The sequence below is a fragment of the Xanthobacter variabilis genome, assembly GCF_043831965.2.
Lineage (GTDB): Bacteria > Pseudomonadota > Alphaproteobacteria > Rhizobiales > Xanthobacteraceae > Xanthobacter.
The window spans coordinates 1,735,011-1,755,415 of sequence record NZ_CM195533.1; the positions used below are offsets into that span (position 1 = coordinate 1,735,011).

Genomic DNA, 20,405 nt, shown 5'->3' on the forward strand with positions numbered 1-20,405 from the left:
ATTGATCTTGAACTTTGAGAAAAAGGTGGGCGGCAGCGGGGACGGGCCGCCGCCCAGTTGGAGGGTCACTCCTCCACGAGCTGCACGGTGTGCACGTCCGGCAGTTCGGAAAGGTCCATGGAGTAGCGCGAGCCATAGGTGGGCACGCCGATTTCCTCTTCGGGCAGGGTCCAGCTCTCAGGCAGGGTCCAGAAGCTGCGGAAGTGCTGCTCGAACTTCGGTCCCAGCTTGAAGGAGGCGGAGAACATCTGCCGCACCTGGGTGGAGGCGTCCTTGGCGAGGATCTTCTCGCGCTCGCCCTTCATCCATTCGGTGGTCGGCACCGACTTGGCGATGCGGTCCTTGCGCATCTGCGCGCGGGCCGCCTCGGTGGCGGGCAGGTCCGCCACATAGAGGCCATCGGCCCCCTTCTTCACCACCACGCCATAGACATCGCCGGCGAGGCGCTCGAGCACGTAGCCGCCATTGATGTCGTCGGCCACGCTCGCCGGCTCGCGATCCAGCGGGTCGCCGAAGCCGGGTCCGCCGCGCATGGTGTTGAGATAAAGGTCGTAGTCCGCGAACATCTCCTCGGTGGTGATGGCCTGCTTGTCGCGCTTGATCTGCGCCTTGGGCAGCATGGCATCCCAGGTGGGGTTCTCGGGGTCCACGTCGCCGCCCAGCGGAATGTCGGCGCCGGAGGCGATCAGCTCCTTCAGGTCCGTCTTGTGGGCGGCGAAGCGATAGCCGGAGGCGGCGGGGTAGCCGCCCATCAGCCCCCAATCGGAGGAGATGTGGCCGTTGCCCATGAAGAACATGGTCCAGTCCTTGGCGTTCCAGACCATGCGCAGGCTCTCGAAGCCGCAGCCGCCGCGATACTTGCCGGAGCCGCCCGAGGACGCCTTGATCTGCCGGCCGAGATAGACCAGCGGCTCGGCCAGCTCCCAGATCTCCATGTCGCCCATGTCGCCTTCCGGGTTCCAGATGGCGGCGGCGTGGGAAAGGCCGTCCTGCACCGCGGTGGCGCCGGTGCCGTTGGCCGCGCACTCGAACGAGTTCACGGCATGGATCTCGTCATACTGGTTGAAGCCGCCGCCCTGGAGCCAGTTTGAAGTATTGGCGTTGCCGGCGTTGACCTCCTCCAGATATCCGCGCCCGAAATAGGAGCGCGAGAGGCCGCGCCACAGGGCCGTCCAGGCCGAGACCAGGAAGTGCCAGGAATAGGAGAAGGCGACACGGCGGTCGTCCGGGTTCATCCAGGTGCCCTTGGGCAGGCGGAACTCGGTGCCATAGGCGGCGCCGTCATTGATCATCTCGGAGGGGATGAGGGTTTGCGTCATCATCACCCAGATGCCCGAGGTGAAGCTCACCTGGTGGGCGTTGTAGGTGTGCCAGCCCCACCGGCTCGCGCCCTCGAAATCCAGCCGCCATGTGCCGTCCTTGCGGATGGTCATCTCGCACGGGGCGTGCATGATGGTGTCGAGCTTGGCGAAGTCGGAGGGCACCCGCACGTCCTCATGGGCGTAGGGCACGTCCACGAAGCCCACCTGGCGATAGGTGCCGGGAATGGTCATGGCCTTGATGCGGGCTTGCAGGCCCAGGCGGCCGTGCTCCACCGCCTCATAGGCGAACTTCCAATAAGCCTCGATGCCCTCTTCCGAAATCACCTCTTCCACCAGCTTGCGGATCATGTGGCAGCCGGCGACGCGGGTGCGCTCGTCCAGCATCCAGTAGCGGGTGGTGCGCACCATGCGCTGGCTTTCGTGCAGCCAGTCGCGGAACAGTTCGTCATTGGCGCCGATCTTGCGGCAGGTGACCGAATAGCCATCGCCGAAGCGCTGCACCTGGCCGGTGGACATGGAGCCCGGACCCACCGAGCCGGTGTCGATGACGTGGGTGACGCCGCCCACCCAGCCGATCAGCTCCCCTTCCCAGAAGATGGGGACGATGGTGTGGATGTCGCAGGGGTGGACGTTGCCGATGAGGGCGTCGTTGTTGCAGAAAATGTCCTTGTCGTTGACGCCTGGATTGGCCTCCCAATTGTTCTCGATCATGTATTTGATGGCCGCACCCATGGTTCCCACATGGATGATGATGCCGGTGGAGGTGAGAATGCTGTCACCCGCCGCGTTGTAGAGGGTGAAGCACAGCTCGCCCTCCTGCTCCACGATGGGGGAGGCGGCAATCTTCTTGGCCGTCTCGCGCGCATCCACCACGCCGGCCCGCAGGCGGGAGAACAGCTTGTTGTAGAGGATGGGTTCGGCCTCGCGCAGCTCCAGCTTGGTGAGGCCGGCATAATGGCCCGAGGCCTTGGTGGCCGCCATGAGCCGGTCGCGATGCTCCTTCAGCGTCTCGCCGCCGCGCACGACGCCGCGGGCCGCGCCCTGAAGGCTCTTCTGGTTCACACTGACGTTCATGATCGAATTCCTTGGGTTGTTTCCATCGACGGGTCTTTTCGCGCGCGCCGCGGCTGGCTGACCGCGACGCGCCGTGCCCTCACATTGGCTTGGCCTCACACCTCCTTGAGGTGGAACAGGCGGTGGCCGTCGAGCCAGGTCTCGAAGCCGTCGGGCACCACGAAGGTGGTGGCATCGGATTCGATGATGGCGGGGCCGGTGACGCGGTTGCCCGGGCGCAGGGCTTCCATCTTGTAGAGCTGCGCATCCACCCACTTCTTCTTGCGATAAAACTTGCGGGTGCCCACCTTTGCTTGCTCTGGCGGGGTCTCGCCTTCCTCAGGCTCCTTGGGAATGCGGGGCTTGGGGATGGGCACCGTGCCGCGCATGATGGCGCCGGTCACCGAATAGCCCAGCTCCGGAGAGCGGGCGGAGGCGGCATAGACGCGGCCATAGGTGGCGTTGAAGGCTTCGGTGGCGGCATCCCAGTCGGCGGCGGTGCTGGCGCTGGGAATGGGGCTCTCGATCTCCAGGTCGTTGAGCTGCCCGCGATACTGCATGCGGTAGCCGGGCTGCAGCTTCACCTGGTCGGGCGAGTAGCCGTTCAGCTTGAACTCTTCCAGCACGTTGTGGGTCAGCTCCTCCCACGCCGCCTGCAGCGTCTGCGCGGCCTTCACCTTGTCGGCCTCGGGTGCGTCCGGCGGCATGTTGATGTCGAGGGACTTGTCGTAGCGATACTCGAAATCCGCCGCCGCGCAGCCGAAGGCCGAGAAGCCGGCCGCCCAGGCGGGCACGATCACGTCCTCGAAGCCCAGGCCCTCCGTATAGCCATAGGTATGCACGGGGCCCGCGCCGCCATAGGAGAAGCACACGAAGCTCGCGGGCGAGTAACCCTTGCCCGAGATCATGGAGCGCAGGTAATCGCGAAGATCACTGTCCAGCAGCTCGATGACGCCGGCGGCCGCATCCTCAACGGAGAGGCCCAGCGGATCGGCGATCTGCACCTTGATGGCATCCACCGCGCGCTGGCGGTCGAGTTTCACGGCGCCGCCCAGGAAGTTGTCCGGGTTGAGATAGCCGAGCACCACGTGGCAATCGGAGATGGACACCGTCTCGATGCCCGAATCCTTCCAGCACACGCCCACCCGGTAGCCGGCGGAATCCGGGCCGAGCTTGATGGCCTTGGTGTAGGGATCGAGCCGGATGAAGGAGCCCGCGCCCGCGCCCACCGAATCCATGGCCACCAACGGCAAAGAGAGCACCAGCCGGGCCATGTCCGGATCGTTCTTGATGGTCATCTCGCCCTGGGTGATGAGCGCCACGTCGAACGAGGTGCCGCCGATGTCCGAGCAGGCAATGTTCTTGTAGCCCAGCACCTCGCCCAGATACTTGGCGCCGATCACCCCGCCGATGGGGCCGGACACGATGGTGCGCGCCAGCTCCTTCGCCTTCCAGGAGATGGTGCCGCCATGGGTCGCCATCACGCGGAAGTCAAACTTGGTGCCGCGCTCCTTGAAGGCGCTGGAGATCTTGTTCAGCGTCTGGCGCGAGGGTTCGGCGGCGTAGCCTTCCAGGATGGTGGTGTTGGTGCGGTGGGTTTCCTTGCGCACCGGATAGTAATCGGCCGAGGCGAAGACTGGGATCGACTTGCCGCTCTTGGCCACTTCCTCGATGACGATGTCGCGCACGCGGCGCTCATTCTTCGGGTTCTTGTAGGAGTGGAGCAGCGAGATGACGATGCCTTCCACATCGTTGGCGATCAGCTCGCGGGCCGCCTTGCGGGCGGTGTCCTCGCGCAGGGGGATCACCTCGGTCCCCATCATGTCCGTGCGCTCGGTCACGCCGCGGGTGAGCTGGCGGGGAACCAGCGGCGGGTCGAAGCGGTGGGTGTTGAGGTGGATGCGGTCCTCATAGGCATAGCCGAGATGGCTCTGCACCGCGCGGCCCATGCGGTGGAAGTCCTCCATGCCGCCATTGACGATGAGGCCGCATTTCAGCCCCTTGCGCTGCACCACGCGATTGAGCATGGCGGTGCCGGAATAGACGCCGGTCTGGAGCTGGGCGAGGGCATCGTGCAGCGACATGCCCCAATTGGCGAGGCCGTCCTCGGACGAGGCGATGAGGCCGATGGATTCGTTCTGGGGCGTGGACTGGGCCTTGCCGACGACGAAGTCGCCGCTCGCATCCACGAAGAACGTATCCGTCATGGTGCCGCCGGCATCGATGCCGAGCACCTGGACGTTACGCAGGTTTCCAACGGGCACGTTCACGAGGTGTCCTCCCTGTATCAGGCCGGCCTCGTTCGAGGGCCGGTTCACGGGGGAAGGCCTCGCGAAAGACATGCCAGCCGTGCCAGCTGCGGGCAATTGTCCCTTTTTCAATGGTTTGACATGGCAGGTCAGCCTCATTTCCATTTCTGAACTGTCCGAAACTCGGACATCTGTCGTCCGAACATCAGCGATCGGACAGGAAGCACTTGCGAACAGGTCCGAGTGGACTTGTGTTCCCGCCGCTCCTGGGCCTATCCTTCGACCAAAGTCGATCGACGCGCGGCGCAAGCCGGGCGGACAGAATTCGACGGTGAAGGGAGAAACCGCCGTCTCAAGGGCGGAGCTGAGGCTCGGGAAACGCCCTCGCTGACGGCCAACGGCTCAAGGTGCCGCGCCGGGACCCGCGCGCCCGAGGCCGGGAGGGCATTGCCGGTGACAGTCAGCACCATCGCCATTACGACGTCCGGCGTTTCGTGCGCGTCCTCCACGCCGACGGCGCAGGAGCTGAAGCGGGCCTGGGAGAGTTTTCATCAGGAAGGGGTGGCCTCGCCCGCCGTGCGGCCGGCGGTGATCGCCTCCTGGCAGCGTTCGCGCGCGCACCGCATCGCCGCCAGCCGGGCCGAGGCGCCCCTGGTGAGCGAGGCCGAGCTGCATCGCCGGCGCCAGCAGAATCTGCGCCTTGTCCATGCCGGCCGCCCCGCTATGGACGAGGCCCGCGCGTTGCTCGCCGACGCCCATTCCATGCTCATCCTCACCGACCCCTCTGGCACCATATTGGAGACCGAGGGCGATGCCCGCGCGGTGGATACCGGCCTTGCAGTGAAGCTCCAGCGGGGCGGGGTGTGGCAGGAGGCGGAAATCGGCACCAACGCCATCGGCACCGCGCTCGCCGCCGGCAAGCCGGTGCAGATCCACGGCGACGAGCATTTCTGCGCGGCGGTGCAGCGCTGGACCTGCGCTGCCGCACCGGTGCGCCACCCCACCGAGAATAATGTGCTGGGCGCGGTGGATATTTCCGGCTCCACCGACACCTTCAACCCGCAGAACCTCGCCCACGCGGTGGCCCTCGCCCACCAGATCGAGGCGGTTCTGGCCCGGCGCATCGCGCTGGAGCAGGACCTGGTGCTGCGCCACTTCCTCAACAAGCGCTCCTTGTGGCTGAGCGAGGAGGTGATTGCCTTCAGCCGCACCGGCGCGCTCATCTTCTCCACCGACCGGGCGCTGAAGGAGCTGGTGCGCCGCAACGACACGGTGCTGGCCGGCGGCCGCCTGATGCCGGTGCGCGAGAGCGACCCCAGCGAATGGGTGCAGCGCATGGGTGAGCTTCTGCCCGGCGCCAGCCTGGAAATCGTGCGCGAGGAGGGGGAGGAGATCGGCGGCGTGGTGGTGCTGCACGCCCCCCGGCGCCTGCGCACCAGCGGGCGGGAAGCGCCCCATCTGGCTTCGCCGGAGGCGCCCACGGGCTTCGAGGACATCATCGGCGAGAGCCCCGCCCTCATCGCCGCCCGTGAGAAGGCGCGGCGCATGGCGGAAAGCGGCGTTCCGGTGCTGCTGGAAGGCGAGACGGGCGTGGGCAAGGAAGTCTTCGCCCGCGCCATCCACGGGGCGCGGCTGCCGTGCGGGCCGTTCGTTCCGGTCAATTGCGGCGGGCTCCCGCGCGATCTCATCGCCAGCGAGCTGTTCGGCTACGAGAAGGGGGCCTTCACCGGCGCCGATGCCGGCGGGCGCGCCGGCAAGGTGGAGGCGGCCAATGGCGGGCTGCTCTGCCTCGACGAGATCGGCGAGATGCCGCTGGAGCTGCAATCCTATCTGCTGCGGGTGCTGGAGGACGGCGTTGTGTATCGCGTGGGCGGGCACGCGGCGCGGCGGGTCGAGCTGCGGCTCGTCTCCATGACCAATCGCGACCTTTCGGCGGAGGTGTCGGCCGGGCGCTTCCGGCGCGATCTCTATTACCGCATCGCAGCGCTGCGACTCGCCATTCCGCCGCTGCGGGAGCGGGGTGATGATATCCTGTTGCTGATGGAGCATTACGCCCGCCGCTCCGCCCTTGCCGCCGGGCGCCCCACGCCCCGCTTTTCCGGCCCGGTGCGCGACGCTCTCAAGGCCCACGCCTGGCCCGGCAATGTGCGCGAACTGCGCAACGTGGCTGACATGCTGGTGGCCATGACCGACCCTGCCCGCCCCATCGAGCTGGACGACCTGCCGGCGGACATTCGCGGCCCGGGCGCCATGCCCGTGGATGAAGGCAACGATCTCAAGTCACTGGAGCGCTCGGCCATCCTGGCGGCGGTGGAGGCGAGCGGCGGCAATCTCTCAAAGGCGGCCAAGAGCCTCGGCATCGCCCGCTCCACCCTTTATCTGCGCCTCGCCGCCTGGGAGCGGGACAGCGCCCCGCGCGAGCGACGGCAGTGAGGCACGCGAGTGGGCGCTTTTCCGCCGGCCCAATGCCTTGCGCGGGGAAAGCGGCTACGCGTTCTCAGCCGCGAACTGTCTCGATTTTCGCAAAAACGCCACTGGGCTTGAACGCCTTTGAGCGAAGTGGCAACCCGCCCCGCGTGAAGGAATGCCTGAACCCAATGATTTAGAACGTTTCCTCGATTCCGTGACACCCGGAAATGCTCTAGGCTCCGCGCCACAGCATGGCCAGCATTCAGGAGGCGGCTCGTGTCGCAGGAACTCTCCCCTTCTTCGCTTTACGACATTCCGCTGAAGCGCATCGACGGCACGCCCGCCACCCTTGGGGCCTATCGCGGCAAGGTGCTGCTGATCGTGAACGTGGCGTCCAAATGCGGCCTGACCGCGCAATATGAAGGCCTGCAGAAGCTCTATGACGCCCGCCATGGGGAGGGGCTGGAGATCTTGGGCTTTCCCGCCAATGATTTCGGCGCCCAGGAGCCGGGCACGGAAGCGGAGATCGCCTCCTTCTGCAGCCTGAATTACGGTGTTTCCTTCCCCATGTTCGCGAAAATCTCGGTGCTGGGCGCGGAGCGGCACCCGCTCTACACGGCGCTGGAGGCGGCCCAGCCGGAGGCCGAGGGCGCCGCCGGCATGCGCGAGCGGCTCGCCAAGCGCGGCCTGACGCGCGATTCCGGGGCGGATGTGCTGTGGAATTTCGAGAAGTTCGTGGTGGGGCGGGACGGCGCCGTGGTGGCGCGCTTCTCCCCCGATGTCACGCCGGATGACCCCCGCCTCGCCAAGGCGCTGGACGCCGCCTTGGCTTCGTGACGCCCTGAGCAGGGCGGGTGCGCGCGAGCGTGCGGGTGCGGTCCGAACCTGCCCACAGCGTGCTACCCCACCTCGCCAAAGGTGCTGGACGAGGCCTTGGGCTCGCGAGGCCCTGAGCTGCGCGGGGGGCGAGCGGGTGTGCGTGCGCCATTTGGGCCACCGACCGCGGTACTTCCCGCCGGTTCGCGCGTCGGTAGACAGGCGCGCGCGGCCTGTGCATGGTGCGCGCCCCTCCAACGGTCGCGCCATTCCCGTGATTTCTTACCGCTCCCATAGCCTTCCATCGGCCGTCCACCTCGCCGCGTTTGATGCGACGCGCGGAGGGCGCCCATGCGCATGATGGCCGCCCATCCGCCCCTGTTTGTCGTGGAGCCGGCGCGGCCGTTGCTGGTGGCGCGCTTCGCGACGCCTCAGCGCATGGTGTCGTGGTCCATCACCCGGCCGGGTTTCGTGACCGCGCGGACGGTGGCGTGGCTGGAGGTGCGCAACCGCGATCTCACTGCCGATCTCGACGTGCTCTCCTGGTTCAGGGGCCGGCTCGACGCCGCCGGCCTCGGCGAGGCGGTGGGGCTGCTGACGTCGCGCAATGTGGATCACCACCACGGGGCGCAGTGCACGGTGGAGGGGGTGACGGCCGCCTGCCTCGTCACGCTGGGGCTCAACAATGGGGAGCGTGTGGGCGCGCGCTTCTCGCCCGAGGCGGCCGCGCATCTGTCCGCCGGCACGGTGAACATGCTGGCGGCGGTGGACGTGCCCCTGAGCGATGCGGCTTTGCTGGAGGCCTCCTCCATCGTGGTGCAGGCGCGCACGCGTGCCATTCTGGAGGCCGATTTCCGCCGCGAGGGCGCCGCAGAGCCGGTTTCCGGCACCGGCACCGACTGCGTGGTGATGAGCGCCCCCGCCAGCGGCGAGGGCCTGCCCTATGCTGGCCTGCACACGGCGGTGGGCGAGGCCGTGGGCGCGGCGGCCTTGGTCGCTACCCGGGAGGCTGTCGCCACCTGGCTCGCGGATCCGGGCCGGTTCGTGACCTGAAGGGGCTGAGCCGCGTCACAGGCCCCGGTTCCGGACCGTAGCCTGTGACGCGCGTGCCCTCATGGCCTCGCGTCAGGCGAAGCGGACATCCAGCGTGCCGACGCCCTCAACACCGCCTTCCAGATGATCCCCACGGGAAATGTGGCCTACGCCCGCCGGCGTGCCGGTGAAGATGAGATCGCCGGGGGCGAGGCGGAACAAGGTGGAGAGGGTGGCGATCACTTCCGGCACCTTCCAGATCATCTGGTTGAGGTCGCCCTGCTGCTTCAGCGCGCCGTTCACATTGAGGAAGATGCGGCCGCTCGCGGGATGGCCGATGCGGCTCGCCGGCACCAGGGCCGAGCACGGGGCGGCATCCTCGAACGCCTTGGCCGGCTCCCAGGAGCGGCCCATCTTCTTCAGTTCGGCCTGGATATCCCGGCGGGTGAGGTCGAGGCCGACCGCATAGCCATACACGTGGTCGAGCGCCGAGCTGGCGGGAATGTCGCTGCCGCCGGACTTCAGCGCCACCACCAGCTCGATTTCGTGGTGCAGGTCCTCTGTGCCCTTGGGATAGGCGGCGGTGGCGCCGTTGGGCACCAGCGTGTCCGGGTTCTTCTGGAAGAAGAAGGGCGGCTCCTTATTGGGGTCGTGGCCCATCTCGATGGCGTGGTCGGCATAGTTGCGCCCGACGCAATAGATGCGGTGAACCGGGAAGACGGTGCTCTCGCCCACCACCGGCAAGGTGGGGATGGGCAGCGGGGGGAAGACGTATTCGGTCATCGCAAGCTCCGGGCAAAGCAGGATCGCTCCTGATTAGGGTGTTCGGCAGCCGGAGAAAAGACATCCCGGCCCCGTGCGCGCCATTTCACACGCGGGGGCTGCGACCATGCGGGACAATGACTCCCGCGCTATATTCATATAGATATAGCATGCGGGCATTTGCCCCGCGATGTGCACACGGCCTACGGCGCGGCGGCCGGTTTCCTCCCGGTGCCGCGCCGCCTTTTTCGCGTCTGGAGCCCGCCATGCAGTTCGGCCTTTTCTGCACCTATGAAAATCCGCGGCACGACTATGTGTCCGCTTATGCCGAGCAGACCGAGCTGGTGCGCCTGGTGGAGGATCTGGGTTTCGAGGAGGCGTGGGTCGCCGAGCACCATTTCAACCCCGGCGCGGCCAGCCCTTCCTGCCTTGCGCTCCTGGCCTATCTGGCCGGGCAGACGAGCCGCATCCGGCTCGGTTCCGCCGCCGTGCTGCTGCCGTTCCGCGAACCCATTTCGGTGGCGGAGGACGTGGCCGCGGTGGACATCCTCTCCGGCGGGCGGCTCAATCTCGGAGTGGCGAAGGGCGGGCCGTTTCCGGTGCAGAACAAGCATTTCCACACCGCGAAGGAGACCTCCCGCGCCAAGACGCTGGAGGCGCTCACCGTCATCGAGAAGCTGCTTTATGAGCCGTCCGTGACCTTCAAGGGTGATTTCTTCGATCTCGACGGGGTGGAGCTGGTGCCCCGGCCGGTGCAATCCCCCATCCCCACCTTCTTCGCCACCGCGACCGGCGAGGCGCTGGAGCTGGCCGCCGCGCGCGGCTACGGCGTGATGGCGGCGCCGCCCTTTCCCCTGGACGGCGCGCGCGAGAGTCTGCGCATCTACCGGCAGGCCGCGCCCGCGGCGGACCCCCGCTTCACCCTCATCCGCTTCTACCATGTGGCCGCCACCCGCGAGCAGGCGGTGGCGGAAGCGCAGGCCTTCCTGCGGCCGTTCGTGGAACGCATGCAGGCCACCACCCAGCAGGCCCAGCCGAACTGGACGCCCTGGTTCGCCCTCGACCGGATGATTGCCGATTCCCTGGTGGGCACGGTGGATGATGTCGAGGCCAAGCTGGCCGCCTTCGCGACCGATCTCGCCCCTCGCACAGTGCTGCTGAAGCCCCTGTGTCCGGATTTCGCCAAGCGCCGGGCCGATATCGAACTGTTCGCGAAGGTCATCCGCCCCAACTGGCGCAGCGCCGCCTGAGGCATCGTCCCTAAGATCGTTCTCTCAGTTCTCGGGAGACGGCGCCCCGTCCTCGGGGTTGGCCTCCGGGTCCGCGGGCGCGGGCTCTTCCGGTGCATCGGGGGCGGGCGGCTCCTCGGCTTCGTTCGGGGCCGGGGGCTCCTCGGCGTCCGCGGGCTCGGAGGGGCTGTCGGTGGCGGGTTCCCCGTCATGCAGGGTCGCACCCTCTTCCCGCTCGGGAAGGGTGAGGGTGGCATCGACCCCATCCTTGCTCAGCGTGACGCCGCGCGCCTGCACGGACTGAAGGGTCCAGCCTTCATGCTGCTCCCCGGTGCGAAGGCGGAAAACGTGGTCCGATTGCGCCTCCTGGAAGAGCGCGAAGCCCTGGTCCGGCCCCGTGACCGTGCCCACCAGATGCAGGTCGGGTGGCCCCTCGGGCGCGCTTTCGCTGCTCGGCACTTCCGGCTCCTCGGGCGGCGGCTCGCTGGCCTGCGCGTCCGGCGGGGGGCGCCGGGAGGGGGAGAAAATGGGCCGCTCGCGCGTGGCTGAGAGGGTGGACAGGGGAATGGACCAGAGTGGGTTGCCGGTCGGCGCGCCAGGCGCCACGCCGGGTCGCGCGGGCAAGCCGAGGTCGACGCGTGCCGGCGCCCCCGTGTCGTTCGCCAGTGCCGGGCACGCCATGGCGGAGGCAAGGAGCATCGCCGCGGGCAGGCGCCCCGCGAGCCATCGCAGCCTTCTCATGGTGTCCCCCGCCATTGGCCATAGACGGTCAGCGTCACCAGCAGGCGCTGGGGGGCGTCCTCGCTCGCGGCGCGCTGGCCCTGCGGGTGCACCGCCAGCTGGCCGACAAACAGGAACGGCAGGCCCGATTCAAGATCGTAGAGCAGCTTTTGCAGGTCGGCCTGGGCAATGGAGAGGCTGGCCTCGACGGCGATGAAGTCCGGACCAAACGGCGTGTCGCGCAGCTCCACCTGGGATGAGGTGATCTGCCCGCCCGCGTCCGCCACGGCGCGGGACAGGCGCTGCATCAGGCCGGCTCCGGCGATGGTCACGGTGGGGCCGTCCAGGAAAGGGGAGCCGTTCGCCTGCCCGGTTCCGGGCGCGCCCAGGGGCGTGCGGCGGGCCTGCAGCTGGGCCAGCGTTTCGCCCGCTTCGTCGACGGCAGCGCGGCGGTCTGTCAGGTCCAGCAGCGCCTCGGCGGTGGCCAGCAGCAGAAGCAGCACGAGCCCGACATAGGCCAGGCTGGCGAGCAGCGGACGCAGGGCCAGCGCGCGCCCGTTGGCCGCGCCCTTGTGCGTCGTGGCGTTGGTCCCCTCCACCTTCATGGGGCGGCTCCCGCTTTGCTGGCGTCGGGCGGGGCGCTGTGGGGCACGATGCGGGCTTCGATGTCGAAGCGTTCGCCATGGCCGTGGGGCAGGGGTGTGGTGGGGGCGACGAAGGTCGCGCCCGTGAAGTGGCCGGATTGCTCCAGGAGCCGCACCAGCCCGGCCGGCGCGGCGGAGACCCCGGCAATGCGCGCCCGGTCCTCGCTGATCTGCAGGTCGGTGACGTAGGTGTCGTCCGGCAGCACGCGCGACAGGTCCTCCAGGGTGAGGGTTGTGATGGGCGCCTCGCGCTTGCGCCGTTCGAGGGCACGCAGGGCCGGGCCATCGGCCCCCAGCCCGTCACGCGCGGCCAGCAGCAGGCGCCGCGTGGCGGCGGTGCTCTGCTCGATGCCGGCCAGCTCCTCATTCAGGCTGCGCACGACGAAATCGGAGATGACCAGCGTGGCGGCGGCCAGCAGCGCCGTGCCCGCCAGCAGCCCCATCAGTACCTTGCGGATGCGCCCCGCCTCGAAGGGCGCGCCGTCGTGCTGCTCCAGCAAGCGCACGGGCGTGGGGCCGGTCGCCTCCTCCAGGGATGCGACGATGGAGATGGGGCCCACCGCCAGCCCCCGCAGCTGCGAGAGGAGGGGCGCGATGGCGCCGCGCGGCGTCGCCGCCACCGTCAGGCGAATGCGCTCGCCGGGGGCCTCCTGTGGCGCGGTCCAGCCATAGAGCGCCTCCTCGGCCGTCCAGGGGGTGAGGCGGTCGATCTGCGCCCGCACGATGCCGGGCAGGTAGGGCTCGGCCCCCTTGGGCAGCTCCAGGGGGCGCGCCAGCAGACGCCGCCCGTCGAGGCGGAGTTCCACCGGCTGGTCCTTCAGCCGCGCCGCGATGGCCTGGGGCACATCGGGTCCATCCGGGCCGTCGAGGCGCACGGCCATGGTGGCGCCGTTGGACAGGGCGAGCTGGAACACGCCCCCCGCCGCCTCGGTCAGCCGCAGAGCCTCGCGGTGGCGGGCCCGCGCCAGCAGCTCCGCCACGAAACCGGCGACCGTGTCGAGCCAGGCGGAGAACAGATCCATCAGCCCCGTGAGGGTCATTGCCCGCTCTCCAATCCCCCAGGCTCCGCCGACAAGCGCCCGTGTGCAGGCCCCGGCGCGTCCTCGTCCCAGGCCAGCACGCGATAGGGCACGTCGCCGGCCACGCGGAGCAGGATCACCGCTTCGATGGTCCGCTGTCGTCCGCTATCGAAATCCGCGTGGATTGTCACCCTGACAGCGTCGGAGCGGCCGGGGTCTTGCGGCGGTTCGTCCGTCTTGTCCCCGGCCCGGGCGATGTCGGCGGCGGCCTGCGCCACCGGGCCGGCGATGGCGGCGTTCACCTGCGCCTGGCCGCTGAAAACGGTGACGTGGGGCAGCGCCGCCGCCACCAGCTCCGCCGGCAGGCCAGGGATCAGCCACAGCTCGTCCACATGCACGAAAGGCGCGCCGCGCGGTTCATAGCCGAGCTGGGCTTCGCGATAGAGGGCGGCTTCCGACGGGGGGGATTCCTCCGGGTCGCTCGATCGCCACGCGACGACGTGGCGCGCATCAGCCTCGGCGGCCTTTGGGTCGGCGCCGAGGGCGGTGAACAGGCCGGCCAACAGCTCCAGCGGGGCGACATTGAGGTCGATGCGCGCGGTTTCCTCCACATAGCTCACGGCGACCCGCGCCTTGCCCATGCGAAAGGTGAAGCTGCCGCTCGCCGGCCGCGCGGTCGCCGGCTGGGCCAGCAGCCGGAAGGCGGTGAGCTCCAGCGCCGCGCGCGCCAGGGGGCGGGCGGCGGCCTCCTCCTGCAGCGCCGACGCGTTGCGCGCGGTGGCGGAGACATAGGCCGCATAGGCGCCGGCAAAGGTGGCGAGGGCCACCAGAATCCAGAGGACGGCGACGAGGATGAAGCCATCCTGTCCGTGCGCTCGAAGGATGCGGGCAGGGCGTGTCACGGCGCCTGTCCCTCCGCCGGTGGGGCCGGGCCGAAGTCCGAGGTGCCGGAGCCGTTGCAGATCGGCAGCATGGCGCTGCTGAGGCAGGAGGCCGGCGCTTCCACATGCAGTTCCGCGACGGTGGACACGTTCAGCGGCCGGCCCGTGCGCCCATCGCGCACCACGATGCGCACGGCGCGCGGCAGCTGGTCGACATCGGACCAGGAGCCGCGCCACAATCCGTCCTCCCCGGAATAGGAAAAGTCGATCTGGTAGGGCGCCCGCAACAGCTGAACGGGCGCGCCGAACCGTGGCGCGGCATCGCCGGCGGCGCGGGGCACGTAGGGCGCGGTGCTGCGCGCCAGCCCGCCGCCCTCGGCCGCGAGGCGGACGATTTCGAGGCCCGGCCGTGCATTGGGGCCCAGCGCCGTGCGCACAAAGGTGACAGCGGAGGGGCGACCCGCGAACAGCGGGCGCGGGCGTTCCGTCGTGGCGGGCACGAAGGTGGCCGCGCCGATGTCGGCGGAGATGCGGCGCAAGGCGAGGGCAACCCGCTCCGCATTCTCCACCCGCTCGATGCCGCGCTTCCAATTGGGCAGCCATTGCGCCGTCAGAACGGACAGGCCCGACACCACCAGCGCCGCGAGCACCAGGGCAACCAGCATTTCCACCAGGGTGAAGCCGGCAGAGTGGTGCGCGGGACGGGTCATCGCGCACCACCCATTGCGGCGGCGTGGCGGCATCCATCGATGTCTCCGCCGTCGCCCTGTTTCCAGTTGGGCAGCCCCTGCGCCGTTAGGAGGGAGTGGCCCGACTCCGCCCGCGCGGCGCGCACCGTGGCGAGGCGCCGTTCCACCGCAGCGAAGCTGGCGGGCCGGAGGGAGCGGCTGATCATAGAGCGCCATCCGGTGCGGCGGGCGTGGCGTCGTCCGCCGCTGCCTCCGCCGTCGCGTGGTTTCCAGTTGGGCAGCCGCCCCGCAGTTAGGGTGAACAGCTCCGATACCGGCCCCGCGGCACGCACCAGGGCAACGCGCATTTTGACTGGGGTGGGGCCGACGGGCTGGTGCGGGGGACCGATCATTGAGCGCCATTCGGCGTGGTGGGTTGGGCGTCGTCGGCCAATCTTTCCGCCGTCGCCTTGTTCCCCGATGAGCAGCCAGCGCGCCGCCGGGACGGACAGGCCTGATATCACCCGCGCTATCATCCGCACGGCGGGCACCGGCGCGACGCGCCTTTCCATTGGGGTGCCGCCGGTGGGCTGGCGCGCAGGACCAGTCCTTGTGCGCCATCCGCTGTCCTGGGCGTGGCGGCGCCTGCGGCAGCCTCGTTTCCCAATGGGTAGCCACCGTGCCGGCAGGGCGGGCAGGCCCGATATCACCGACGCGACGCGCACTGTCGCGACGCGCCGTGCCACCGGGGTAAAGCCGGCGGGACGGTGGGCGGGACCGATCATCGCGCGCCATCCGGTGCGCTGGGCGCGTCGTTGGTCTCCCCTTCCGCCGTCGTCTTGTTTCCCGATGGGTAGCCACCGTGCCGGCAGGGGGGGCAGGCCCGATATCACCGACGCAGCGCGCACCGGGGCGATGCGCCTTGCCAACAGGGTGAAGCCGGCGGGTTGGTGCGTGGGAGGGGTCATTGCGCGCCATCCGCCGGGCTCGGTGTGGCGTCGTCGGCGGCATCCCCCTCCGCCGTATCCGCGGCGCCGGTGGGCACGAGGCGCACGGTTTCGATCTCGACGGCGTCGCCGCCGGGGCCGGTGACGCGGATGCGCACATGGCGCGGCAGCCAGGATGCGTCGTCGGGGATCGCGCCCACATCCATCGGGCTCACATCCATGTGCCAGGCGTGACCCGCCACGGCGCCTTCGATGCGCCCGTCACGGAGCCGGGCGCGAGGGGGAATGCCCGCTTCCACCGCCTGGGCGGCGGCCATCAGGGCGGCGCGGCGCTCCAGTGCCCGGGTGGCGCGGGCGTTGCTCCCCATCAGCAGGCCGATGGCGGTGATCACTGCCGCCGTGACCGCCAGCGCCACCAGCACTTCCACCAGGGTGAAGCCCGCCTGCCCGCCGTCGCGTGCGGCCATGGCCGGACCCTTCGCTTCCGGTCGAGACAAAGGCTGGCTCCCACACGCGTTCCAGGCTCCTGGCCCACCCGCTGCCGCACTCGGGGGGTGTAGGGCGGGCGTGATCGCATGGCCGGGCCCGGTGGGCGCGCGGCTGGCGGGGGTGCATGGCCCGGGCGTGGCGGGGTCCGCGCGCATGCGCGGCGCCGACGGGGGGGCACGTCGGGCGTCTGCGGGCCTGTCAGGAGGCGTGGCGCGGGACAATCTCCACCCCTCCCGTCAACCAGTTCACGCGGACCTCGAAGCTGGTGCCGCCGCGGGACAGCGTGACCACGCCGCCGCAGGACATGCCGCTGGGAAAGAACTCGATCCGCGCCTGAACCTCCTGCCCGCCGCACCGGCGGGGCAGAAGCGCCTCAATATGCACATCGGTGGGCAGGCGCAGCAGGCGGCCGGTGGAACCGGAGCGCAGGCGGCCATCCGGGGCGTCCACCAGGGTCGCAACGCGGCGGCCCTGGCGCATGGCGGCGGAGCGATCGGCCTTCAGCACCGCAGCTGCTTCCACCGCCAGGGCCTCCAGCCGCGGACGCGAGGTTCCAAGGGGAATGCGCGGCAGAGCGAGCGCGGCCAGGGCCGCCACGATGATGAGCGCGCACACCACCTCCAGCAGGGTGAAGCCGGCCTCGCCCGCTTGCCTCTCCGGGTCTGGTCCCGCCGCTTCGCGGGGGCCTGTGCGGCGCGCGTCCACCGGCGGTCGCCCGTCAGCTGGCCGGCGTGGGGCGGATGGCGGCGCGCGGCCGCCCGCGTGGCATGTTCCGCCCCATCAGGGTGTTCCGCTTTTGGCGGAGCTGGAGAGGTCGGCGGCGTTGCCGGTGCCGCCCTCCTGGCCATCGGAGCCGCGCGAGACGATCTCGTAGGGCGCGTTGGGGCCGGGGGCGCGATAGAGATAGGGCTTGCCCCACGGGTCCTGGGGCACGGTCGCACCCTTGAGATAGGGGCCGTTCCACGTGCCGACGCCGGCCGGGCGCTGGACCAGGGCATTCAGCCCCTCCGAGGAGGAGGGGTAGCGGCCGGCATCCAGGTAGAACAGATCGAGGGCGCTGGCGAAGCCCTGGATCTGGATTTTCGCGGTCTTCACCTTGGAGTCGCCGAGATAATTGAGCACGCGCGGCCCCACCAGGGCGGTGAGCAGGCCGATGATGGTGATGACCACCAGCAGCTCCACCAGGGTGTAGCCCCCCTCGCCCTGGCGGCGGCGGAGCTTGAGGGCGCGAGCCCGGCGCGGGGCAATCCACATGCTGTTCATCCAATGCTTTGGCTGACCGACAACAATGCGGTCATGACCGAGACGATGAGCCCGCCCACCACCACCGAAATGGTGATGATGGACACGGGGCCGACAATGGCGACGAGACGCGCCAGGGCGCGCTGCAGCTTCTCCTCGTAGAAGTCGGCGATGCGGCCGGACAGCAGGGCGAGCTGGCCCGTCTCCTCCCCCAGGCGCAGCATGCGGATGGCCATGGGCGGCAGCGCCTCGCCGCTGGCGAAGGCATCGGAGAGGCGGCCCCCGTGGCGCACCTTCTCCGCCGCTGCCGACCACACTGCCCCGTCCGGCCCGCTGGCGACCACCTCCACCAGGATTTTCAGCGCCGCCGTCAACGTCACGCCATTGCCGATGAGGATGGAGAGGTTGCGGCAGAACATGGCGGAGCGGCGATAGACGAGAATGGTGCGCACCAGTGGTAGCCGCGCCAGAAGCCCGAGGAGCGCCGCGCGCGCCCTGGCCTGCCGCAGCCCCAGCCACAGCGCCAGCGCCAGCAGCGCGGCGAGGAGGGCCAGCGCGTCGGTGTGGGCCTGAAGGGTGTCGGAGGCATCGAGCAGGAATGCCACCATGGGGTCGAGCTTGGCGCCCATGTCCCGCAGCACGCCGGAGAATTGCGGCAGCACGAACAGGAGGAAGAACACCAGGACGGCGCCCGCGGCCGCCAGGACGAAGGCGGGATATTGCAGCGCTTCCACCACTTTGCGGCGGAGCGCCTCGGCCCGCGCGCGCTCCTGCGCCAGAAGCTCCAGCACCCGGTCCAGAGTGCCGGAGGCCTCGCCCACGCGCACCAGCGCCACATAGACCGGTGGAAACAGGCTCTCCTGGGCGGCCAGGGCCTCGGCGAAGCCCTCGCCGGAGAGCACGGCGGCGCGGATGCGGCGCACCGGCTCGTGCATGCGGCCAAGATCGGCGTCTCCGCCCAGCAGGTCCAGCGCCTCGTCCAGGCGCGCGCCCGCCCGCAGCAGCAAGGCAAGATCGCGGGTGAACAGCGTCACGTCCTGGGCCCGCGGCGTGCCGCCGAACGATGGCAGGCGAAAGCCGGGCCGCGCGCCCGGCCGGCCGGCGCCGCGACCCGCCGGCATGGTCTCCACCGGCACCAGGCCCAGATATTCGATGCGCCGGCGCACCTCCGCCTCGGTGGGGGCGGAAATCTCGCCGCTCACCAGTTGGCCGGCCTGGGTCAGGGCCTTGTAGCTGAAGCTCGCCATGGTCAACGCACGGTGGTCACGCGCAGCACCTCGCTCACCGAGGTGAGGCCGGCGCGGCATTTGGCGATGCCATCGTCGAGCATGGTGGACATGCCGGCGGCGATGGCGGCCCGGTCGAGGGCGCCCGCTCCGGCGCGGTGGTCCATCATCTCGCGAATGTCGTCGTCGAGGGTGAGGATCTCGAACACGCCCAGCCGGCCGCGATAGCCGGCGCCTCCGCAGCGTTCACACCCCTGGGGCTCATAGACGGTCTCGCCCGGCGCGAGGCCGAGCGCGGCGTAGCGCGGATCGGCGGTGGTATCGGCGTGGGACAGGGTGTGGGGGCGCTTGCAGCGCTCGCACAGCTGGCGCACCAGCCGCTGCGCCACCACCGCCCGCAGGGTGGATTTCAGCAGGAAGGCCTCGACCCCGAGGTCGAGCAGGCGCGGCACGGCCGCCGCCGCGGTGTCCGTGTGCAGGGTGGTGAGCACCAGGTGGCCGGTGAGCGCGGCGTGAACGGCGATGTGCGCCGTTTCCGGATCACGCACCTCGCCCACCATGATCACGTCCGGATCCTGGCGCAGGAAGGAGCGCAAGGCGGTGGCGAAGGTGAGGCCGATGGCCGGTTTCACCTGGCTCTGGCACACGCCGCGGATTTCGTATTCCACCGGGTCCTCGATGGTGAGGATCTTGCGCGTGGGCGTGTTGAGCATGGTCAGCACGGTGGCGAGCGTGGTCGTCTTGCCGGAGCCGGTGGGGCCGGTCACCACGATCATGCCGTGGGGCATGGCGATGAGGCGCTCCAGCGTCGCCGCATCGCGCGCGCCGAGGCCCAGCCGATCCACGCTGAGCAGGCCGCGATCCCGCGGGAGCAGGCGGATGACCGCCGTCTCGCCGTGCTGGCTGGGCATGATGGCCACGCGAATGTCGATCTCGGAGCGTCCGAGCTTCAGGCGGGCGGCGCCGTCCTGGGGCAGGCGGCGCTCGGCGATGTCGAGGCCGGACAGGATCTTGACGCGGGAAATGACCGCCTGTGGCAGCACATCGGCGGGAAAGGCCACCTGCCGCAACAGCCCGTCGATGCGCAGGCGCACCTCCAGCGCGCCCCGATAGGGGGCGATATGGATGTCGCTGGCCCGCAGCTCCATCGCCTTTTCCAGCAGGTCGCCGACAGCACGCACCACCGGTGCGCCGCTGGCGAGGTCCCGCAGGCTGTCAATGTCGTCGTCGGCGCGGGGCGCGGAGGCTTCGGCGGCCGGCTCATCGGCCCCCAGGCGTTCGGCCAGCACCGTGGCGATGTCCTCGAACGCGGCCACCACTGGGGTCACGTTCTCCTGAAGCACGATTTCGGCGGCGCGCAGCACGCTGGCGTCCGTGGGGTCGCCCAAGGCGAGCCGCGCGGAACCGTCCGCGGCGCGGAACGGCACGGCGGCCACCTCGCGCAGGAAGCGGGCCGAGAAACGGTCGGCGAGCGATGTGGCGGCCAGCAACTGGGGCAGCTCCATGCGCTCCAGGCCGAAGAAGGTCGCGACCGCCTGGGCGAACTCCGCCGATGACAGCTCCGTGGTGTCCCACAATCGCCGCAGCGCGGAGCCGCCGCCTTCCATTCCGGCCGCGCCATCGGCGCGGACCACGTGGCCGTGCTGCGCCAGGTATCGGCAAAAGGCGTCGGCGCCATCCGCCCTCATGCCCGCAGC

General features: G+C 69.7%; 17 protein-coding genes. 4 read left to right on the plus strand and 13 right to left on the minus strand.

All coding sequences use genetic code 11. The features are described 5' to 3' along the window. Window positions 1–65 precede the first annotated feature (65 nt). Both V5F26_RS07585 and V5F26_RS07590 read right to left on the minus strand, forming a co-directional pair. A complete protein-coding gene (locus tag V5F26_RS07585; RefSeq protein ID WP_234051548.1) occupies window positions 66–2,396 on the minus strand; it encodes a hydantoinase B/oxoprolinase family protein in 2,331 nt (776 codons plus the stop codon). 95 nt (window positions 2,397–2,491) lie between these two features. Next, window positions 2,492–4,645 (minus strand): hydantoinase/oxoprolinase family protein, encoded by a 2,154-nt coding sequence (locus V5F26_RS07590; protein WP_234051547.1) that lies wholly within the window; start codon window positions 4,643–4,645, stop codon window positions 2,492–2,494. 432 nt (window positions 4,646–5,077) lie between these two features. On the opposite strand from V5F26_RS07590, the gene V5F26_RS07595 reads away from it, so the two are divergent. The 3 genes from V5F26_RS07595 (at window position 5,078) to V5F26_RS07605 (ending at window position 8,902) form a co-directional block, all read left to right on the plus strand. After that, entirely contained in the window at window positions 5,078–7,057 is a 1,980-nt protein-coding gene (locus V5F26_RS07595) for a sigma-54-dependent Fis family transcriptional regulator (protein ID WP_394947060.1), read from the plus strand. Between the two features lie 252 nt (window positions 7,058–7,309). Continuing rightward, on the plus strand, window positions 7,310–7,870 hold the full coding sequence (locus V5F26_RS07600; protein WP_394055032.1) for a glutathione peroxidase: 561 nt from the start codon (window positions 7,310–7,312) through the stop codon (window positions 7,868–7,870). A gap of 330 nt (window positions 7,871–8,200) precedes the next feature. Further along, window positions 8,201–8,902: an adenosylcobinamide amidohydrolase gene (locus V5F26_RS07605; RefSeq protein WP_394947061.1), complete on the plus strand. Its 702-nt coding sequence runs from the start codon at window positions 8,201–8,203 to the stop codon at window positions 8,900–8,902. Window positions 8,903–8,974: 72 nt separating this feature from the next. On the opposite strand, the gene V5F26_RS07610 is transcribed toward V5F26_RS07605, so the two are convergent. Beyond that, on the minus strand, window positions 8,975–9,664 hold the full coding sequence (locus tag V5F26_RS07610) for a fumarylacetoacetate hydrolase family protein (protein ID WP_234051544.1): 690 nt from the start codon (window positions 9,662–9,664) through the stop codon (window positions 8,975–8,977). A gap of 245 nt (window positions 9,665–9,909) precedes the next feature. On the opposite strand from V5F26_RS07610, the gene V5F26_RS07615 reads away from it, so the two are divergent. Beyond that, the gene (locus V5F26_RS07615; RefSeq protein ID WP_394947062.1) at window positions 9,910–10,893 is read left to right on the plus strand and encodes an LLM class flavin-dependent oxidoreductase; all 984 of its coding nucleotides are present in this window, start codon (window positions 9,910–9,912) and stop codon (window positions 10,891–10,893) included. A 24-nt stretch (window positions 10,894–10,917) separates the two neighbouring features. Here V5F26_RS07615 and V5F26_RS07620 read toward each other — a convergent pair whose 3' ends face one another. The 10 genes from V5F26_RS07620 to V5F26_RS07665 form a co-directional block, all read right to left on the minus strand. After that, window positions 10,918–11,613, minus strand: coding sequence for a hypothetical protein (locus tag V5F26_RS07620; RefSeq protein WP_394947063.1), 696 nt, complete (start codon window positions 11,611–11,613; stop codon window positions 10,918–10,920). Continuing rightward, entirely contained in the window at window positions 11,610–12,197 is a 588-nt protein-coding gene (gene gspM, locus V5F26_RS07625) for a type II secretion system protein GspM (RefSeq protein ID WP_394947064.1), read from the minus strand. The genes V5F26_RS07620 and gspM overlap by 4 nt, the downstream gene beginning before the upstream one ends. Further along, on the minus strand, window positions 12,194–13,276 hold the full coding sequence (locus tag V5F26_RS07630) for a PilN domain-containing protein (RefSeq protein WP_394947065.1): 1,083 nt from the start codon (window positions 13,274–13,276) through the stop codon (window positions 12,194–12,196). Before V5F26_RS07630 ends, gspM begins: the two co-directional genes overlap by 4 nt. Further along, a complete protein-coding gene (locus V5F26_RS07635) occupies window positions 13,273–14,157 on the minus strand; it encodes a type II secretion system minor pseudopilin (protein WP_394947066.1) in 885 nt (294 codons plus the stop codon). The genes V5F26_RS07630 and V5F26_RS07635 overlap by 4 nt, the downstream gene beginning before the upstream one ends. Further along, window positions 14,154–14,846: a type II secretion system protein GspJ gene (locus tag V5F26_RS07640; RefSeq protein WP_394947067.1), complete on the minus strand. Its 693-nt coding sequence runs from the start codon at window positions 14,844–14,846 to the stop codon at window positions 14,154–14,156. Before V5F26_RS07640 ends, V5F26_RS07635 begins: the two co-directional genes overlap by 4 nt. A 922-nt stretch (window positions 14,847–15,768) precedes the next feature. Next, window positions 15,769–16,218 (minus strand): PulJ/GspJ family protein, encoded by a 450-nt coding sequence (locus V5F26_RS07645; protein ID WP_394055017.1) that lies wholly within the window; start codon window positions 16,216–16,218, stop codon window positions 15,769–15,771. 220 nt (window positions 16,219–16,438) lie between these two features. Beyond that, window positions 16,439–16,945 (minus strand): prepilin-type N-terminal cleavage/methylation domain-containing protein, encoded by a 507-nt coding sequence (locus V5F26_RS07650; RefSeq protein ID WP_394055015.1) that lies wholly within the window; start codon window positions 16,943–16,945, stop codon window positions 16,439–16,441. 75 nt (window positions 16,946–17,020) lie between these two features. Continuing rightward, window positions 17,021–17,494 carry a type II secretion system major pseudopilin GspG gene (gene gspG, locus V5F26_RS07655; protein ID WP_234051535.1) on the minus strand — a complete coding sequence of 158 codons (474 nt, stop codon included), beginning with the start codon at window positions 17,492–17,494 and terminating at the stop codon, window positions 17,021–17,023. A 5-nt stretch (window positions 17,495–17,499) separates the two neighbouring features. Continuing rightward, complete coding sequence (locus tag V5F26_RS07660) at window positions 17,500–18,729, minus strand: type II secretion system F family protein (RefSeq protein WP_394947068.1); 1,230 nt, start codon at window positions 18,727–18,729, stop codon at window positions 17,500–17,502. A 2-nt stretch (window positions 18,730–18,731) separates the two neighbouring features. After that, window positions 18,732–20,396 carry a GspE/PulE family protein gene (locus V5F26_RS07665; protein WP_394055011.1) on the minus strand — a complete coding sequence of 555 codons (1,665 nt, stop codon included), beginning with the start codon at window positions 20,394–20,396 and terminating at the stop codon, window positions 18,732–18,734. Window positions 20,397–20,405: the final 9 nt, after the last annotated feature.